The sequence below is a fragment of the Pseudomonas sp. 05N432 genome, from assembly GCF_056396945.1.
In genome coordinates this window covers 331,471-347,621 of record NZ_JBFTMM010000019.1, presented here as the reverse complement: position 1 = coordinate 347,621, position 16,151 = coordinate 331,471, and the positions used below count along the sequence as shown (strand labels likewise).

12 protein-coding genes are annotated in these 16,151 nt (G+C 60.8%); 5 read left to right on the top strand and 7 right to left on the bottom strand.

Features of this window, described 5'->3' with window-relative positions; translation table 11 throughout:
* The first annotated feature begins 140 nt into the window (after positions 1-140).
* The 4 genes from purL (at position 141) to AC1DHT_RS22750 (ending at position 6,339) form a co-directional block, all read left to right on the top strand.
* Positions 141-4,037: a phosphoribosylformylglycinamidine synthase gene (gene purL / locus AC1DHT_RS22765; RefSeq protein WP_427545922.1), complete on the top strand. Its 3,897-nt coding sequence runs from the start codon at positions 141-143 to the stop codon at positions 4,035-4,037.
* 5 nt (positions 4,038-4,042) lie between these two features.
* Positions 4,043-4,354: a YqfO family protein gene (locus AC1DHT_RS22760; protein ID WP_427545924.1), complete on the top strand. Its 312-nt coding sequence runs from the start codon at positions 4,043-4,045 to the stop codon at positions 4,352-4,354.
* A gap of 1,103 nt (positions 4,355-5,457) precedes the next feature.
* On the top strand, positions 5,458-5,847 hold the full coding sequence (locus tag AC1DHT_RS22755) for a DUF6124 family protein (RefSeq protein WP_427534180.1): 390 nt from the start codon (positions 5,458-5,460) through the stop codon (positions 5,845-5,847).
* Between the two features lie 201 nt (positions 5,848-6,048).
* Positions 6,049-6,339, top strand: a complete 291-nt coding sequence (locus AC1DHT_RS22750) for a hypothetical protein (protein WP_427545925.1) — start codon at positions 6,049-6,051, stop codon at positions 6,337-6,339.
* 174 nt (positions 6,340-6,513) lie between these two features.
* Here the strand turns inward: AC1DHT_RS22750 and nagE are convergent, their stop codons facing one another.
* The 7 genes from nagE to AC1DHT_RS22715 form a co-directional block, all read right to left on the bottom strand.
* Positions 6,514-8,229 (bottom strand): N-acetylglucosamine-specific PTS transporter subunit IIBC, encoded by a 1,716-nt coding sequence (gene nagE, locus AC1DHT_RS22745; RefSeq protein ID WP_427545927.1) that lies wholly within the window; start codon positions 8,227-8,229, stop codon positions 6,514-6,516.
* Positions 8,230-8,416: 187 nt separating this feature from the next.
* The gene (gene ptsP / locus AC1DHT_RS22740; RefSeq protein WP_427545929.1) at positions 8,417-10,933 is read right to left on the bottom strand and encodes a phosphoenolpyruvate--protein phosphotransferase; all 2,517 of its coding nucleotides are present in this window, start codon (positions 10,931-10,933) and stop codon (positions 8,417-8,419) included.
* A 24-nt stretch (positions 10,934-10,957) separates the two neighbouring features.
* Positions 10,958-11,968, bottom strand: coding sequence for an SIS domain-containing protein (locus AC1DHT_RS22735; RefSeq protein WP_477761482.1), 1,011 nt, complete (start codon positions 11,966-11,968; stop codon positions 10,958-10,960).
* Positions 11,961-13,067, bottom strand: coding sequence for an N-acetylglucosamine-6-phosphate deacetylase (nagA, locus tag AC1DHT_RS22730; protein ID WP_427545931.1), 1,107 nt, complete (start codon positions 13,065-13,067; stop codon positions 11,961-11,963). Before nagA ends, AC1DHT_RS22735 begins: the two co-directional genes overlap by 8 nt.
* A 30-nt stretch (positions 13,068-13,097) precedes the next feature.
* A complete protein-coding gene (locus AC1DHT_RS22725; RefSeq protein WP_071551701.1) occupies positions 13,098-13,829 on the bottom strand; it encodes a GntR family transcriptional regulator in 732 nt (243 codons plus the stop codon).
* Positions 13,830-14,248: 419 nt separating this feature from the next.
* Positions 14,249-14,752, bottom strand: coding sequence for a L,D-transpeptidase family protein (locus AC1DHT_RS22720; protein ID WP_054593860.1), 504 nt, complete (start codon positions 14,750-14,752; stop codon positions 14,249-14,251).
* Positions 14,753-14,791: 39 nt separating this feature from the next.
* Positions 14,792-15,343 (bottom strand): NUDIX hydrolase, encoded by a 552-nt coding sequence (locus AC1DHT_RS22715; RefSeq protein ID WP_427534186.1) that lies wholly within the window; start codon positions 15,341-15,343, stop codon positions 14,792-14,794.
* Positions 15,344-15,491: 148 nt separating this feature from the next.
* Between AC1DHT_RS22715 and AC1DHT_RS22710 the strand changes: the two genes are divergently transcribed.
* A complete protein-coding gene (locus AC1DHT_RS22710) occupies positions 15,492-16,091 on the top strand; it encodes a CoA pyrophosphatase (protein WP_103319612.1) in 600 nt (199 codons plus the stop codon).
* The last annotated feature ends 60 nt before the right edge of the window (positions 16,092-16,151 follow it).

Sequence of the window (16,151 nt, the reverse complement as noted above, 5' to 3'; positions counted from 1 at the left end):
TGATGGGCATGGGTTATAGGCTTTGAGCCCCGGACCGACGTTCGGACAATACCGGGTGTAGCGTTTCGGGTGCTGTCGCGGGCGGTTTAGGCTAGAATGCACGGCCTCAAAGCACACCCCCTTCCGAGGCTGTCCCGAAGATGTTGATCCTGCGCGGCGCTCCTGCCCTTTCTGCCTTTCGCCACAGCAAACTCCTTGAGCAACTGAGCCAGAAGGTTCCGGCTGTCAGTGGCTTGTATGCTGAATTCGCTCACTTCGCCGAAGTCACCGGCGTCCTGACCGGCGACGAACAGCAGGTGCTAGCGCGCCTTCTGAAGTACGGCCCTAGTGTTCCGGTACAAGAGCCGACCGGCCGTCTGTTCCTGGTGTTGCCACGTTTCGGCACCATCTCGCCCTGGTCGAGCAAGGCCAGTGATATCGCACGCAACTGTGGCCTGGCGAAAATCCAGCGCCTGGAGCGTGGTATCGCTTTCTACGTGACCGGTGAATTCACCGACGCACAAGCACAGCTGATCGCCGACGGTCTGCACGACCGCATGACCCAGATCGTGCTGGAAAACCTTGAACAGGCGGCTGGCCTGTTCAGTCACTCCGAACCGAAGCCGTTGACGGCGATCGACGTTCTGGGTGGCGGTCGCGCTGCACTGGAAACCGCTAACGTCGAGCTGGGCCTGGCCCTGGCGGAAGACGAGATCGACTACCTGGTCAACGCCTTTATTGGCTTGAAGCGCAACCCGCACGACATCGAACTGATGATGTTCGCCCAGGCGAACTCCGAGCACTGCCGTCACAAGATCTTCAACGCCAGTTGGGACATCGACGGCGAGAGCCAGGAAAAAAGCCTGTTCGGCATGATCAAGAACACCTACGTGATGCACAGCGAAGGCGTTCTGTCGGCATACAAGGACAACGCTTCGGTGATCGTCGGCTCTGTCGCCGGCCGTTTCTTCCCGGACCCTGAGACCCGCCAGTACGGCGCGGTGCAGGAACCGGTGCACATCCTGATGAAAGTCGAGACGCACAACCACCCGACCGCGATTGCCCCGTTCCCGGGTGCTTCCACCGGCTCCGGTGGCGAGATCCGCGACGAAGGCGCTACCGGTCGCGGCGCCAAGCCAAAGGCTGGCCTGACCGGTTTCACCGTGTCCAACCTGCAAATCCCTGGCTTCGAACAGCCGTGGGAAGTGCCGTACGGCAAGCCTGAGCGCATCGTTACCGCGCTGGACATCATGATCGAAGGCCCATTGGGCGGCGCTGCATTCAACAACGAATTCGGCCGTCCGGCGCTGACCGGTTATTTCCGTACCTTCGAACAATCCATCACCACCCCGCGTGGCGATGAAGTGCGCGGTTACCACAAGCCGATCATGTTGGCCGGCGGCATGGGCAACATCCGTGAGGAACACGTCAAGAAAGGCGAAATCCTCGTGGGCTCCAAGCTGATCGTGCTGGGCGGCCCGGCGATGCTGATCGGTCTGGGCGGCGGCGCGGCTTCCTCCATGGCCACCGGCACCAGCTCGGCCGACCTGGACTTTGCTTCGGTACAACGCGAAAACCCGGAAATGGAACGCCGTTGCCAGGAAGTCATCGACCGTTGCTGGCAACTGGGCGACAAGAACCCGATCAGCTTCATCCACGACGTGGGTGCAGGCGGTCTGTCCAATGCCTTCCCGGAACTGGTGAACGATGGCGACCGTGGTGGCCGCTTCGAACTGCGCAACATTCCAAACGACGAGCCGGGCATGGCCCCGCACGAAATCTGGAGTAACGAATCCCAGGAACGCTACGTCCTGGCGGTCGGCCCGGCCGACTTCGAACGCTTCAAGGCAATCTGCGAACGTGAGCGTTGCCCGTTCGCCGTTGTCGGCGAAGCGACTGCCGAGCCGCAACTGACGGTCACCGACAGCCACTTCGGCAACAGCCCGGTCGACATGCCACTCGAAGTGCTGCTGGGCAAAGCCCCGCGCATGCACCGTTCAGCTGTTCGTGAAACCGAACTGGGCGACGATTTCGATCCGTCGACCCTGGCCATTGCCGATTGCGTCGAACGCGTTCTGCATCACCCGGCCGTGGCCAGCAAAAGCTTCCTGATCACCATCGGCGACCGCACCATCACCGGCCTCGTGGCCCGTGATCAGATGGTCGGCCCGTGGCAGGTTCCAGTGGCTGACGTTGCCGTCACCGCCACCAGCTTCGACGTCTACACCGGTGAAGCCATGGCCATGGGCGAGCGCACTCCGCTGGCCCTGCTGGACGCTCCGGCGTCGGGTCGCATGGCCATCGGCGAAACCCTGACCAACATCGCGGCCTCGCGCATCGGCAAGATCTCCGACATCAAACTGTCGGCGAACTGGATGTCGGCTGCCGGTCACCCGGGCGAAGACGCGCGTCTGTACGACACCGTGAAAGCGGTCGGCATGGAACTGTGCCCGGAACTGGGCATCACCATTCCGGTGGGCAAGGACTCGATGTCCATGGCCACGCGCTGGAATGACGAAGGCGTCGACAAGACGGTGACTTCGCCAATGTCCCTGATCGTGACCGGTTTCGCGCCAGTGACTGACATCCGTCAGACCCTGACCCCGCAACTGCGCATGGACAAAGGCACCACCGACCTGATCCTGATCGACCTGGGTCGTGGCCAGAACCGCATGGGCGCTTCGATCCTCGCTCAGGTTCACGGCAAGCTCGGCAAGCAGGCACCGGACGTCGATGACGCCGAAGACCTGAAAGCCTTCTTCGCGGTGATCCAGGGCCTCAACGCCGACGGTCACCTGCTGGCTTACCACGACCGTTCCGACGGTGGTCTGCTGACCAGCGTGGTGGAAATGGCCTTTGCCGGCCACTGTGGCCTGAGCCTGAACCTCGACGGTCTGGCAGAAACTTCTGCCGACATCGCCGCGATCCTGTTCAACGAAGAACTGGGTGCTGTCATCCAGGTTCGTCAGGACTCGACACCGGACATCCTTGCTCAATTCAGCGCCGCAGGTCTGGGTGACTGCGTGTCGGTGATCGGCCAGCCGATGAACAACGGCGAAATCAGCATCACTTTCAACGGCGACACCGTGTTCGAAGGTCAGCGTCGTCTGCTGCAACGTCAGTGGGCTGAAACCAGCTACCAGATCCAGCGTCTGCGTGACAACGCCGACTGCGCCGAACAAGAGTTCGACGTGCTGCTGGAAGAAGACAACCCGGGCCTGAGCGTCAAGCTGAGCTACGACGTGAATCAGGACGTTGCCGCGCCTTACATCAAGAAAGGCATTCGCCCACAGGTTGCCGTACTGCGTGAGCAGGGCGTCAACGGTCAGGTGGAAATGGCTGCAGCGTTCGACCGCGCCGGTTTCAACGCGATCGACGTGCACATGAGCGACATCCTTGCTGGCCGTGTCGACCTGAACGAGTTCAAAGGTCTGGTGGCGTGCGGTGGCTTCTCCTACGGTGACGTACTGGGTGCCGGTGAAGGCTGGGCGAAATCGGCGCTATTCAACAGCCGTGCTCGCGACGCGTTCCAGGGCTTCTTCGAACGTACCGACAGCTTCACCCTCGGTGTGTGCAACGGTTGCCAGATGATGTCCAACCTGCACGAGCTGATCCCGGGCAGCGAGTTCTGGCCGCACTTCGTGCGTAACCGTTCCGAGCAGTTCGAAGCCCGTGTGGCAATGGTTCAGGTTCAGGAATCGAACTCGATCTTCCTGCAGGGCATGGCCGGTTCGCGTATGCCGATCGCCATCGCTCACGGTGAAGGTCATGCCGAGTTCGCCAGCGAAGAAGCGTTGCTGCAAGCCGATCTGTCGGGTTGCGTGGCGATGCGTTTCGTTGACAACCACGGCAAGGTTACCGAGCGCTACCCGGCTAACCCGAACGGCTCGCCGCGCGGGATCACCGGTTTGACCAGCCGTGACGGTCGCGTGACGATCATGATGCCGCACCCGGAGCGGGTGTTCCGTGCCGTGCAGAACTCGTGGCGCTCGGAAGAGTGGAACGAAGACGCGCCGTGGATGCGTATGTTCCGTAACGCTCGTGTGTGGGTGAACTAAGCGCTGTGTACAAGCTCAGTTTTTTTGTTCCTCAGAGCCATGTGGAAGTGGTCAAGAGTGCTGTGTTCGCTGCCGGTGGTGGGCGGATCGGTGCTTATGATCACTGTTCGTGGCAGGTGCTTGGGTTGGGTCAGTTTCGGCCTTTGGACGGTAGTCAGCCGTTTATTGGTCAGGCGGGGCTGGTCGAGCAGGTTGAGGAATGGAAGGTTGAGCTGGTGGTCAGCGATGAGTTGATGGGTGCTGTGGTGGCGGCTCTGAAGCAGAGTCATCCCTATGAGACGCCGGCTTACGAGGTATGGCGGTTGGAGGATTTCTGATCGTCCCGCCGTTGAAATGAGAAACCCGCTGAAGTGTTTTCAGCGGGTTTTTTATTGCCCGGGATTCCATGAATGCACTCGTTCCACTGTGGGAGCGAGCCTGCTCGCGATAACGGCCTGATAGCCGACCCATCTCCCGCAGATGTACACCAATCAAAAGTGTGACAGCTGGCTTGCCTGCAAAGGCGGCCTGACAGCCGACCAATCTCTCGCAGATGTACCCCAATCAAACCTGTGGGAGCTGGCTTGCCTGCGATGGCGGCCTGACAGCCGGCCTATCTCCTGCAGATGTACACCAATCCATTGTGGGAGCGAGCCTGCTCGCGATGGCGGCCGGACAGCCGACCAACCTCTTGCAGGTGTACATATCCATTYCTGCGGTAACGGCGGCTGGCGGTTTCGCCCTTACGGCGACTCACTTTTTTTACAAGCGCCTAAAAAAAGTAAGCAAAAAAACGCTCGCCCCAAGCGTACGGCACCTCGCCTAGGCTCGGCGTTCCCTCAYTCCGGTGTCCATCAGGGGGCATCGCCTACGGTCTGCTKCGCGACGACCTCCTCTCGATGTGTCCGGCTGCGCCGTACGGCGCTGCGCGCCCACCCCCTGATGAACACCTCCACTCGGCCTCCCGAAGGGGCGGGTGGATCAAGATCAAAAGCCACAGCACGGCGGCCTGACAGCCGGCCTGAGTGGTAAGAGCGCGTACGGCTTAGATCTCGTTCCCACGCGCAGCAAAGGAATGCCGCCAGGGACGCTCCGCGCTCCGCTTCGCGAATGGACACTGAGTGTGGGGAATGACTGTAGGAGCAAGGCTTGCCCGCGATGGCGGCCTGACAGCCGACCTGAGCGGTTGGATGCTGCGCTTGGGAATGGCACTTGTGTAATGCCCGTAGGAGTTGAGTCGAACTCGCCGACAGCATCACGGGAAACACAGAAATCTCCGACAAGTCTTTAGGGTTGCCCCTCGGAAGCACGGCCTCTAGCCTTTGAACGTCGCTGCCTATTCAGCGATCGGGACTGCAAGCCCGCAAAATTCGTTAGGCGCTTACAGGCGCCGCATCTACAACGGATGTCGGTCGCTCCAATATTTCTCAGGAGCTCCACAATGATCAAAGACAACTCCAACCCTCCCGAACACGACGACGTCTCCCCCTACGAATCCCTCGATTCAAAAAAGCTCCACGACGCCGCCCACCGCGCCCTCGATCATTACCTGAAACCCACCCTCGCCAAACTGCGCTTCAGCGATCTGCGCTCAGACCGCTTGTTCAGCGTTTCACCCGATGTGGGCCTCGAAAGCCTGTTGGCCAATGCCTCGGAAGATCTGGCCTCGGTCAAGGTGATGGCCGCCGACCTGGCATTCGAGATCGAAGGTTCGCGACGTAGCGTGGCGTTGGCGATTTGCCGGATGGTCGATGGTGCTTTGTTGTTGGTGGACAAGGCGCTGGATGATTACAACCCGTCGGAGTCGGACCAGTTTTACGTCAAGGAATAGCGGCGCAGCAGGTCATTCATGCGGCGTAAAACAAAAAAACCGCTGAACCGGAAACGGTCAGCGGTTTTTTATATTGGGAGAGAGTCAGGCCTACCGCTGGTCTGATTTATGTAGCTACCTGTAAGTTCTGACAGTTGTGGGCGGTGGGTGGATCAGGCTTTATAAAAATTCATAACCGCACATCCAAAAGGAAGTACCACCATGACTTCAGCGCAAATATTGGGAAATACATTTTTGATTTCTGACGCTAACGGAGAGCCTATTCCTGACGGTGGAATAACCAAAGCAGGACTAGTGATGTTTAAGGGGACGACAGAACCGGGTCACAAGGTCGAAGTATCTGATGATAAAGGTCTTAGATTTAGCGTTACGGAGCCTAACTCTAAGCATTGGGGGCCAATAGGACTACATTTTGCGGTAGGAGATTATAAGATCAAGATTAAGTTCTATCATGGAGACGTGACTCATACTTGGTCCTTTACTGTGAAGTAATTGCAAGTAATAGCTGAATCGCTTTCTATTACCTGAATAAATGAAAAAACCGCTGAACCGGAAACAGTCAGCGGTTTTGAATCGCGTCCAAAGGCTCGCAGCCTGCGGCAGTTCCTGCATTAACCACACTCCCCCGAATGTGGGAGTTGCCTCAGACTGCGATCTTTTAAAGTGCTAAACCTTCGCACTCACCTCACTACGATTCACCAACCCCTCCAGCGCCTCACTCAAACTCAACGCCTTGTCACCAATCAACAGATGCCACACGCCACCGTCCAGTGCACTCACACCCTGGCAACCCAAGTCCCTGAGCTGACACTCCGACAGTGCTTTCCCGTCCGCCAGTTGCAGGCGAATCCGGGTCATGGCCACGCAATCGAGTTGCAGCACGTTGTCGCTGCCACCCAGGGCGTTCAGCCATTTCTGCGCTTCTGGTGTCTCCACAGGTCCTGCTTTTGGAGTTTCTTCGACCACCACAGCAGCCGCTACCACCGCAGCACCCGCCGTCGGCATGGCCTGGCGAATTTCATCGGCAATGCTGTCGGCCAGCGGTCCGACTACTACCTGCAAGCTGCCGCCCTTGCCGGGGCGAACCACGGCCATGGCGCCGAGGGCTTTCAATTCGCTGTCCGAGGCTTTGTTGCGGTCGACCATTTCCAGGCGCAATCGCGTGGTGCAAGCGCCGACGGTGATCAGGTTGTCAGCACCGCCCAAGGCTTGAATATAGGCCCCGGCGCGTTGATTTTCGCTCAGCACCACCTTCTCACCGACGACGACACCTTCACGCCCCGGGGTTTTCAGGTTGAAGCGGCGGATGCAGAAGTCGAACACCACGTAGTAGATCACCGCGTACGCCAGGCCTACCGGGAACACCAGCCAGCCGTTGGTGGACTTGCCCCAGCCCAGCGCCATGTCGATGGCGCCGCCAGAGAAGGTGAAGCCCAAGTGAATGTTCAACGCATTGGTGATGGCCATCGCCATGCCAGTCAGCAGCGCGTGCAGTAAATACAGCAGCGGTGCGAGGAACATGAAGGCGAATTCGATCGGTTCGGTGACGCCCGTCAGGAACGAGGTCAGGGCCATCGACAGGAAGATCCCGCCCATGACTTTGCGGCGTTCCGGCAGGGCGTTGCGGTACATCGCCAGGCAGGCGGCGGGCAGGCCGAAGATCATCATCGGGAACATCCCGGTCATGAACTGGCCGCCCTTCGGGTCGCCGGCAAAATAGCGTGCCAGGTCGCCGGTGACGATGGCGCCGGTGGTCGGGTCGGTGAAGCTGCCGAAGATGAACCACGCCATGTTGTTGAGGATGTGGTGCAGGCCGGTGACGATCAGCAAGCGGTTGAACACGCCGAAGACGAAGGCACCGATGCTGCCGCTTTCCAGCAGCAGTTGGCCGAAGCTGTTGATGCCGTGCTGGATCGGTGGCCAGATCAAACCGAAGATCACGCCCAGGCCAACGGCGCTGAACCCGGTGGCAATCGGCACGAAGCGTCGGCCGCCGAAGAACGCCAGGTATTCCGGTAGCTTGATGTCCTTGAAGCGGTTGTACAGCGCGCCGGCCATCAAGCCGCTGATGATCCCGGCGAGCATGCCCATGTTGATGCTCGCATCCAGCACTTTCAGTGTGGAGACCATCACCAGGTAACCAATCGCACCGGCCAGCCCGGCGGTGCCGTTATTGTCCCGGGCGAACCCGACGGCGATGCCGATGGCGAAGATCAGCGCCAGGTTGGCGAAGATCACTTGCCCGGCGTCGTGGATGATCGCAATGTTCAGCAAGTCGGTGTCGCCCAGACGCAGCAACAGGCCGGCAATCGGCAGGATCGCGATGGGCAGCATCAGTGCCCGTCCGAGGCGCTGCAAGCCTTCGATGAAGAGTTGGTACATGGCGTATCTCCCTGTGTTCTTGTTGTTCTAGGCTCTGTACGAAAACTGCCTGCGTGTCGATCATGCTGCGTTAAAAACAGGCTCGGAATGCTCATTTACAACCCGTAAACTCCGCTTCCTCGCCTGTTTTTGCCTTGCCTGATCGCCACTCGGCGAGTTTTCGTACAGACCCTGGTCGCTGTTGTTTTCAGCTCAGAGGCCAATGTTGATGACAGGCGTGACGCACCGCCGTGGCGCTGCTCAGGTTGAGCAGGGTGGCGCTGAAGCGCTGGCAGTCGGCGGCGTCCAGTTGGCGGACGCGTTCCTTGATTTCACCGACTTGCGGCGGGCTGACGGACAGCTCGCGGATACCCAGGCCAATCAGCACCGGGGTCGCCAGTGGATCGGAGGCCAGTGCACCGCAAACGCCGACCCAACGCTGATGCTTGGCGGCACCGATGCAGGTCTGGGCGATCAGCCGCAGCAGCGCCGGGTGCAGGGCATCGACCCGTGCAGCGAGACCGGCGTGGTCGCGGTCCATGGCCAGGGTGTATTGGGACAGGTCGTTGGTGCCAATGGACAGGAAGTCCGCGTGTTCCGCCAATTGCTCGGCGAGAAGCGCTGCGGCCGGGACTTCGATCATCACCCCCAGTTCAGGACGCTGCGTGAGCGCAAGCTCGGCGCACAAGGCATCGAGGCGTTGGCGGATGTACAGCAATTCGTCGACCTCGGTGACCATCGGCAGCAAAATCCGGCAGCGCTGCAACGGGCTGACTTGCAGCAGCGCACGTAATTGCTGGTCGAGCAGTTCCGGGCGTACCTGGGCCATGCGGATGCCGCGCAGGCCGAGCACCGGGTTGGCTTCGGCCGGCAGCGGCAGGTAGTCGAGTTGTTTGTCGCCGCCGACGTCGATGGTGCGGATGATCACTGACTTGTCGCCCATGGCATCCAGCACCGCTTGATAGGCCTGACGCTGTTCCTGTTCATCCGGCGCGGTCTGCCGATCGACGAACAGAAACTCGGTGCGCAGCAGGCCAACGCCATCGGCGCCGCCTTTCAACGCATCAGCCGCCTCATTGCTGGAGGCCACGTTGGCCGCGACTTCGATCCGCAGGCCATCGCGGGTGTGTGCCGGGTTGTGGGCTTGCGCTTGTTGGCGTTCGCGGCGTTGCAGATGTTCACGCTGGGCCTGGGCGACTTGCTCCAGGCGTTGGCTGTCCGGCGTCAGCTCCAGGCGTCCGCCGTCGGCGTCCAGCACCACCGACTGGCCTTGCGGTTGATGGAGCAGTGAGGCGCTGAGGGCAACCAGGCACGGCAGGCCTTTGCCACGGGCAAGAATTGCCACATGGGAGGTCGCGCCACCTTCGGCCATGCACAGCCCGGCGACGCCTTGCTGGCTCAGTTGCAGCAAATCGGAAGGGGTCAGTTCATGCGCGGCGACGATAGCGCCGGCCGGTACGTCGTAGTGCCAATCCTGACCGAGCAGGGCGCGCAGCACCCGTTGCCTGAGGTCGCGCAGATCATTGGCACGTTCGGCCAGCAGCGGGTTGCCGAGCTGTTGCAACACCTCACATTGCACCTCGATTGACTGGCTCCAGGCGTGAGTGGCGGCGCTGCCCTGATCGATCGACTGGATGGCCGCTTCAAGCAGCGCCGGGTCTTCGAGCAGCGCCAGGTGGGCGGCGAAAATCTGTTCCTCCTCGGTGTGTTTGTGCTTTTTGGCGTGGGACAGGGTTTCGCGGATTTCGCTGCGAACCCGTTCCAGCGCACGGTCGAGGGCTTGCAGTTGTTCTTCGGCGTTATGCTTGCCGGTGTCTTCCGGCAGAGGGATGGCCGCCAGTTGGAACAGCGGGCCGCCGACCAGGCCCGGCGCGGCACAGACACCATTGAGCACGCCGGCTTCGGCGGTACGGGTACGCTGGGCAATCGGTGTCGGTGCGGTCGCGTGGCTGTCGTCGTTGACCGCCGTGGACAAGGCGTTCAACAAGGCTTGCAGCGCCGCCTTGGCGTCCGCGCCCTTGCAACTGACTTGAACCTCGTCCTGCTCGCCAATCCCCAGGCCCATCAGCCCGATCAGGCTGTCGCACGACGCCGATTTACCGGCGAAATGCAGCTGCGATTTACTGTTGAACAGGTGCGCGGTCTGGCGGATCAGCGCTGCTGGCCGTGCATGCAGGCCGCCGCGATGGATGATGCGAATGTGCCCGTGAACCTCGGCACCTGAGCTGTCCGCCTCGGCCTGTGCGCTGTGGGTGGTTCTTGGCACGATGTGCAACAACGGCTCGCCGACCTTGACCGATTTGAGGGTGATCGGCAGCACCTGAAAGTCTTCGCTGTTGGTCAGGATCAACAGACTGATCAGGCTTGTGCAGCCTTGCGCGACCTGGTCCAGATCAAAGCGCAGCAGCGCCTGGCCATTGCTGACGCGGGTGCCTTCCTTGACCAGCATCGAGAACCCTTCGCCCTGCAACTCGACCGTGTCCAGGCCCAGGTGCAGCAGCAGTTCGGCGCCGTTGTCGGCGCGCAGGGTTACGGCATGGCCGGTGCGGGCAACATGCACCACCACACCGGCACACGGAGCGTGAAGGGTGTTGTTCAGCGGGTCGATGGCGATCCCGTCACCCATGGCGCCACTAGCGAACACCGGGTCCGGAACCTTGACAAGCGTGAGCACCGGGCCGCTGAGCGGGGCGCTGAGGGTCAGGTCTTTATTGTTGTTATGCATGGCGCGGTACTCGATTCGGGCGTGTTAGTGGGTGCGGGTCACTTTGCTCAAGTGACGCGGCTGGTCCGGGTCCATGCCACGGGCGACCGCGAGGCCGGCCGCCATGACGTAGAAACTCTGGATGGCGAGAATCGGGTCCAGCGCCGGGTGCTCGGCGCGGCTCAGCGTCAGGTCGCGTTCGCTGAAATCATCCGGGGCGGCCAGCAATACGCGGGCACCACGTTGACGCATCTCGGCGGCGAGGCTCAGCAAGCCAGCCTGTTCGGCGCCGCGCGGGGCGAACACCAGCAGGGGGTAGTTGTCGTCGATGAGTGCCATGGGGCCGTGTTTGACTTCGGCGCTGCTGAAGGCTTCGGCCTGGATCGCCGAGGTTTCCTTGAGTTTCAGTGCCGCTTCCTGAGCAATCGCGAACCCGGCACCACGGCCGATCACCATCAAGCGTTGGCAGTCACGCAGTACGTCGACCGCCAGGCTCCAGTCCTGCGTGGCGGCGTCGCGCAATCCTTCTGGCAGCGCGAGGCCGGCTTGCAGCAATTCGGCGTCCTGCTTCCAGTGGGCGATCAGCCGCGCGCTGGCGCTGAGGGTGGCGATGAAACTTTTGGTCGCGGCGACGCTGCTTTCGGTACCGGCGCACAGCGGCAGGCTGAATTCACAGGCGGCCTCCAGTGGCGAGTTCTCGGCATTGACCATCGCAATGCTCAGGGCGCCCCGTTTGCGCAGCAGACGCAGGCTGTTGACCAGATCCGGACTTTGCCCGGACTGCGAGAACGCGAATACCGCCTGACCGCTGACCTTCAGCGGCGCTTGCTGCATGGTCACCACCGACATCGGCAACGATGCCACCGGAATACCCACGTGCTGCATGGTCAGGTAGGCGAAGTAGTTGGCGGCGTGATCGGAACTGCCGCGTGCAACCGTCATCGCCACTTGCGGCGGCTGACGGTTCAGGCGCCCGGCGATCTCGATCATCTGCGGATCCAGTTGCTGCAACTGAGCGTCGACCGCCTTGTACGAGGACAGCGCCTCTTCAAGCATTTTTGAAGTCAATGTCTTCTCCTTCGACCATTACGGCGGTCAGTGTGAGTGAGCGATCCAGACGCACGCAGTCAGCCCAGGCGCCGGGTTGCAGGCGGCCGCGCTCATGGATGCCGAGATAATCGGCGGGGAATTGCGACAGCCGTTGCGAGGCCTCGGCCAGTGGCAGGCCGATCTTCACCAGGTTGCGCAGCGCCTGATCCATGGTCAGGGTGCTGCCGGCCAGCGTGCCGTCGGGCAGGCGCACGCCGCCCAGGCATTTGGTCACGGTGTGGCTGCCGAGCTTGTATTCGCCGTCCGGCATGCCGGCGGCGGCGGTGGAATCGGTGACGCAATACAGGCATGGGATCGAGCGCAGGGCCACGCGGATGGCGCCGGGATGCACGTGCAGCAGGTCGGGAATCAGTTCCGCGTACTTGGCGTGGGCCAGTGCCGCGCCGACGATTCCCGGTTCGCGGTGATGCAGCGGGCTCATGGCGTTATAAAGGTGGGTGAAACTGCTGGCGCCGGCCTCCAGCGCTGCGACACCTTCTTCGTAGCTGCCCAGGGTGTGGCCGATCTGCATGCGAATGCCACGGTCACTGAGGGCGCGAATCAGTTTGTCGTGACCGGCGATTTCCGGGGCAATGGTGATCACCCGGATCGGCGCCAGCGCCAGGTAGGCTTCGACTTCGGCCATCAGCGCGGTGTGGGCAAAGTTCGGTTGTGCACCGAGTTTTCCAGGGTTGATATACGGGCCTTCAAGGTGCACGCCGAGTACCCGGGCGCAGCCTTTCGGGCGCTGTTCGCAGAACTCGCCGACCTCGGCCAGTACCCGGGAAATTTCTTCCGGCGGCGCGGTCATGGTGGTGGCCAGAAGCGAGGTGGTGCCGAAACGCACGTGGGTTTTGGTGATGGTGTCGAAGGCCGGCGTGCCTTCCATGATGTCCTTGCCGCCACCGCCGTGAACGTGCAGGTCGATGAAACCCGGCAGCAGGTAAGGCAGGTCGTTGTCTGCCGGATCGCACGGCTGACCTTCGATGCGCACGATCTTGCCGTGTTCATGGATCAAGCGACCGCGGATCCAGCCTTGGGCGGTGAGGATGTTGTCTTCGGACATCAGTAATTCTCCGGCGTCGTGGCGCAGGGCTTAGCGACGCAGTTCTGCGACAAAGTCGTAGTAGTCATTGCGGCAATAGGTGTCGGTGACTTCGATCGGGGTGTTGTCTTCGAGGTAACCGACCCGGGTCATCAGCAGCATGGCGGTGCCGGGGGCGATGCCGACCAGCGCGGCGAATTCGTCCGAGGCGTTGATCGCCTGAATGTGTTGCAGGGCGCGCACCACCGGTTTGCCGATGCCGTCGAGGTATTCGTAAAGCGAATCACCGACCGCTTGCGGCTGGGCGATGATCGAGGCGGGCAGGGTGCTCATCTCGATGGCCATCACGGTGTCGTCGGCTTTACGCAAACGCTTGAGGCGCGCGACTTTGTCGTAGGGCGAGAGCGCGAGGCGGATCAGTTCTTCGTGGGTCGGCTGGGTGATTTCCCGCTCCAGCCATTGCGAACTTGGCACGAAACCTTTGAGGCGGAGCATTTCGCTGAAACCGGACAGCCGGGACAGCGGTTGTTCGAGGCGTGGAGTGATGAAGGTGCCGGAGCCTTGGCTGCGCCGGATCAGGCCTTGCTCGAACAGCACTTCCAGCGCCTTGCGGGCGGTCACGCGGGAGATGTTCAGCATTTCGCTGAGGTTGCGTTCCGACGGCAATGCCTGTTCGGCTTTCCACTGGCCGGCATGAATCGCCGCTTCCAGGTTGCGCGCCAGTTGCAGGTACAACGGCGTTGGCTGGGTGTCGTCAGGGCGCAGGGCCAGGATGTGATTCATGGGTGCAGGTCCGATGGGGATAGTGGAGTGTTGTTGCCCCGGTCATGGCGCAAAACTAATACCACTTAAATACCATGTCAACGCCAGTGGTCCACTAGGGGCGAGCGAATAAGCGCTGCGCTGGAGGGCACGGCGGTATTGGGCTTCAAGTGGTATTGGAGGTGGCGGTGGTAGTGGATCAGATCACTGTCTGCGCCGGTGCTTCAGGAGGGAAGTGGTATTGCAGGTGGAGGCGTGGTTCGGGAGGAATATTTTTATTTTTTTTGATGACTCTGGAGCATTACCCCTGTGGGAGCGAGCCTGCTCGCGATAGCGGCGTAACAGTCAACATAGATGTTGGATGTAATACCGCTATCGTCGGAACGCCGCCCGGAGCAGGCTCGCTCCCACAGGTTTTGGTCCCCACGCCGCAGCTCAAATCAGGGGCGGATTTCGATCATCGTGCCGTCTTTGACCAGCCCCCAGACTTCGCGCATGTCGACGTTGCGCATGCCGATGCAGCCGTCGGTCCAGTCCAGGGTGTGGAACAGCTCTTCAGGGTTTTCTTCAGTGTCCGGGGTGCCATGGATCATGATCATGCCACCGGGCTGCACACCTTCGCGGCGCGAACGAACGGAGTCGCTGATGTTCGGGTAGGAAATGTGCATGGCCAGGTTGAAGCGATCGCTGACCTTGCGCCAGTCCAGCCAATACAAACCTTCTGGCGTGCGCCGATCACCCTCCATCAGTTTTGGGCCCTTGGGGTTTTTGCCCAGCGAGATGCGATAGGTCCGCAGTGGCTTGCCATCATTGATCAGCTGCAACTGATGGGCAGATTTGAGCACCAACACTTTTTCGATGATTTTGCCGTCCAGGGTCTCCGTGGTGGCAGCGTGGGAAACCATGACAAACGACAGGCAGAAAGCGGCAAGCAACCAGCGCATTAAAACGATATCCCTGAGAGTACGGCGTACTTTTATAGTTTAAGTGATCGCAGGCTGAGCAAGCGGAGGAATGGACTCGGAACGCACAGGAAAATGTTCTATCCGACGGTCTGCATAGAAGCATTCTAGGGTACGGCCGACCGTGCGGAAAGCCAGCTCCGACCACGGGATGTCAGCTTCTTCGAAAAGCCTCACCTCCAGGCTTTCTTCGCCCGCGGCAAAGTCCAGGTCCACCAGCTCTGCGCGAAAGAAAACGTGCACCTGGCTGATGTGCGGCACATCGATCAGTGTATAGATGTTCAGGTTGCGCACCCGTGCACACGCTTCTTCGGCGGTTTCGCGAATGGCCGCCTGTTCGATGGTTTCACCGTTTTCCATGAAGCCGGCCGGCAAGGTCCAGTAACCGCGGCGCGGTTCGATGGCGCGCCGGCATAACAGCACCTGAGTGCCCCAGGTTGGCAGGCAACCAGCGACGATATTCGGGTTCTGATAATGGATGGTCTGGCACTGGTCGCAGACGTACCGCAGGCGCGAGTCGCCTTCGGGAATGCGTTGGGTGACCGGGTTACCGCACTGGCTGCAGAATTTCATGCTGGGCTTCCGAAAATGCTGCGCCTATCTTGGCGTGCGGCGGTATCTGTCGGCAAGTTGTCGTTTAGCGACATGCCATGGTTCAGGGGGTTGGGCGGTCGATGTGTTTGGTGCATGATGCAAGGTAGCTAACAAATCGAGAGCACTCATGCTGGATGAGCTACTGCATCGGGTAAGCAACCACACGCCGCGCACGCTGGAAACCGACCTGCGTTTTCCGGAGGCCGCGGTCCTGGTGCCTATCACCCGCAGTGATGAACCGGAGCTGGTTCTGACCCTGCGCGCCAGCGGGCTCTCGACCCATGGCGGTGAAGTGGCCTTTCCTGGCGGGCGACGCGATCCGGAAGACCCGGACCTTATTTTCACCGCGTTGCGTGAAGCCGAAGAAGAAATCGGCCTGCCACCCGGCCTGGTGGAAGTGATCGGTCCGTTGAGCCCGTTGATCTCCCTGCATGGGATCAAGGTCACGCCTTACGTCGGGGTGATTCCAGACTTCGTCGAGTACCGGGCCAACGATGCCGAAATTGCCGCGGTGTTCAGCGTACCGCTGGAGTTCTTCCGCAAGGACCCGCGTGAACACACGCACCGCATCGATTACCAGGGCCGCAGCTGGTATGTGCCGAGCTACCGTTTCGGCGAATACAAGATCTGGGGCCTGACGGCGATCATGATCGTCGAGCTGATCAACCTGCTCTATGACGCGCAGATCAGCCTGCATCAACCCCCGAAAAGCTTTATCAATATTTGAAACCATCGCGCGTATGGCGTGAACCCTGCGTTGTGCAAGTGAGCCTGCCTGGCCTTGAGG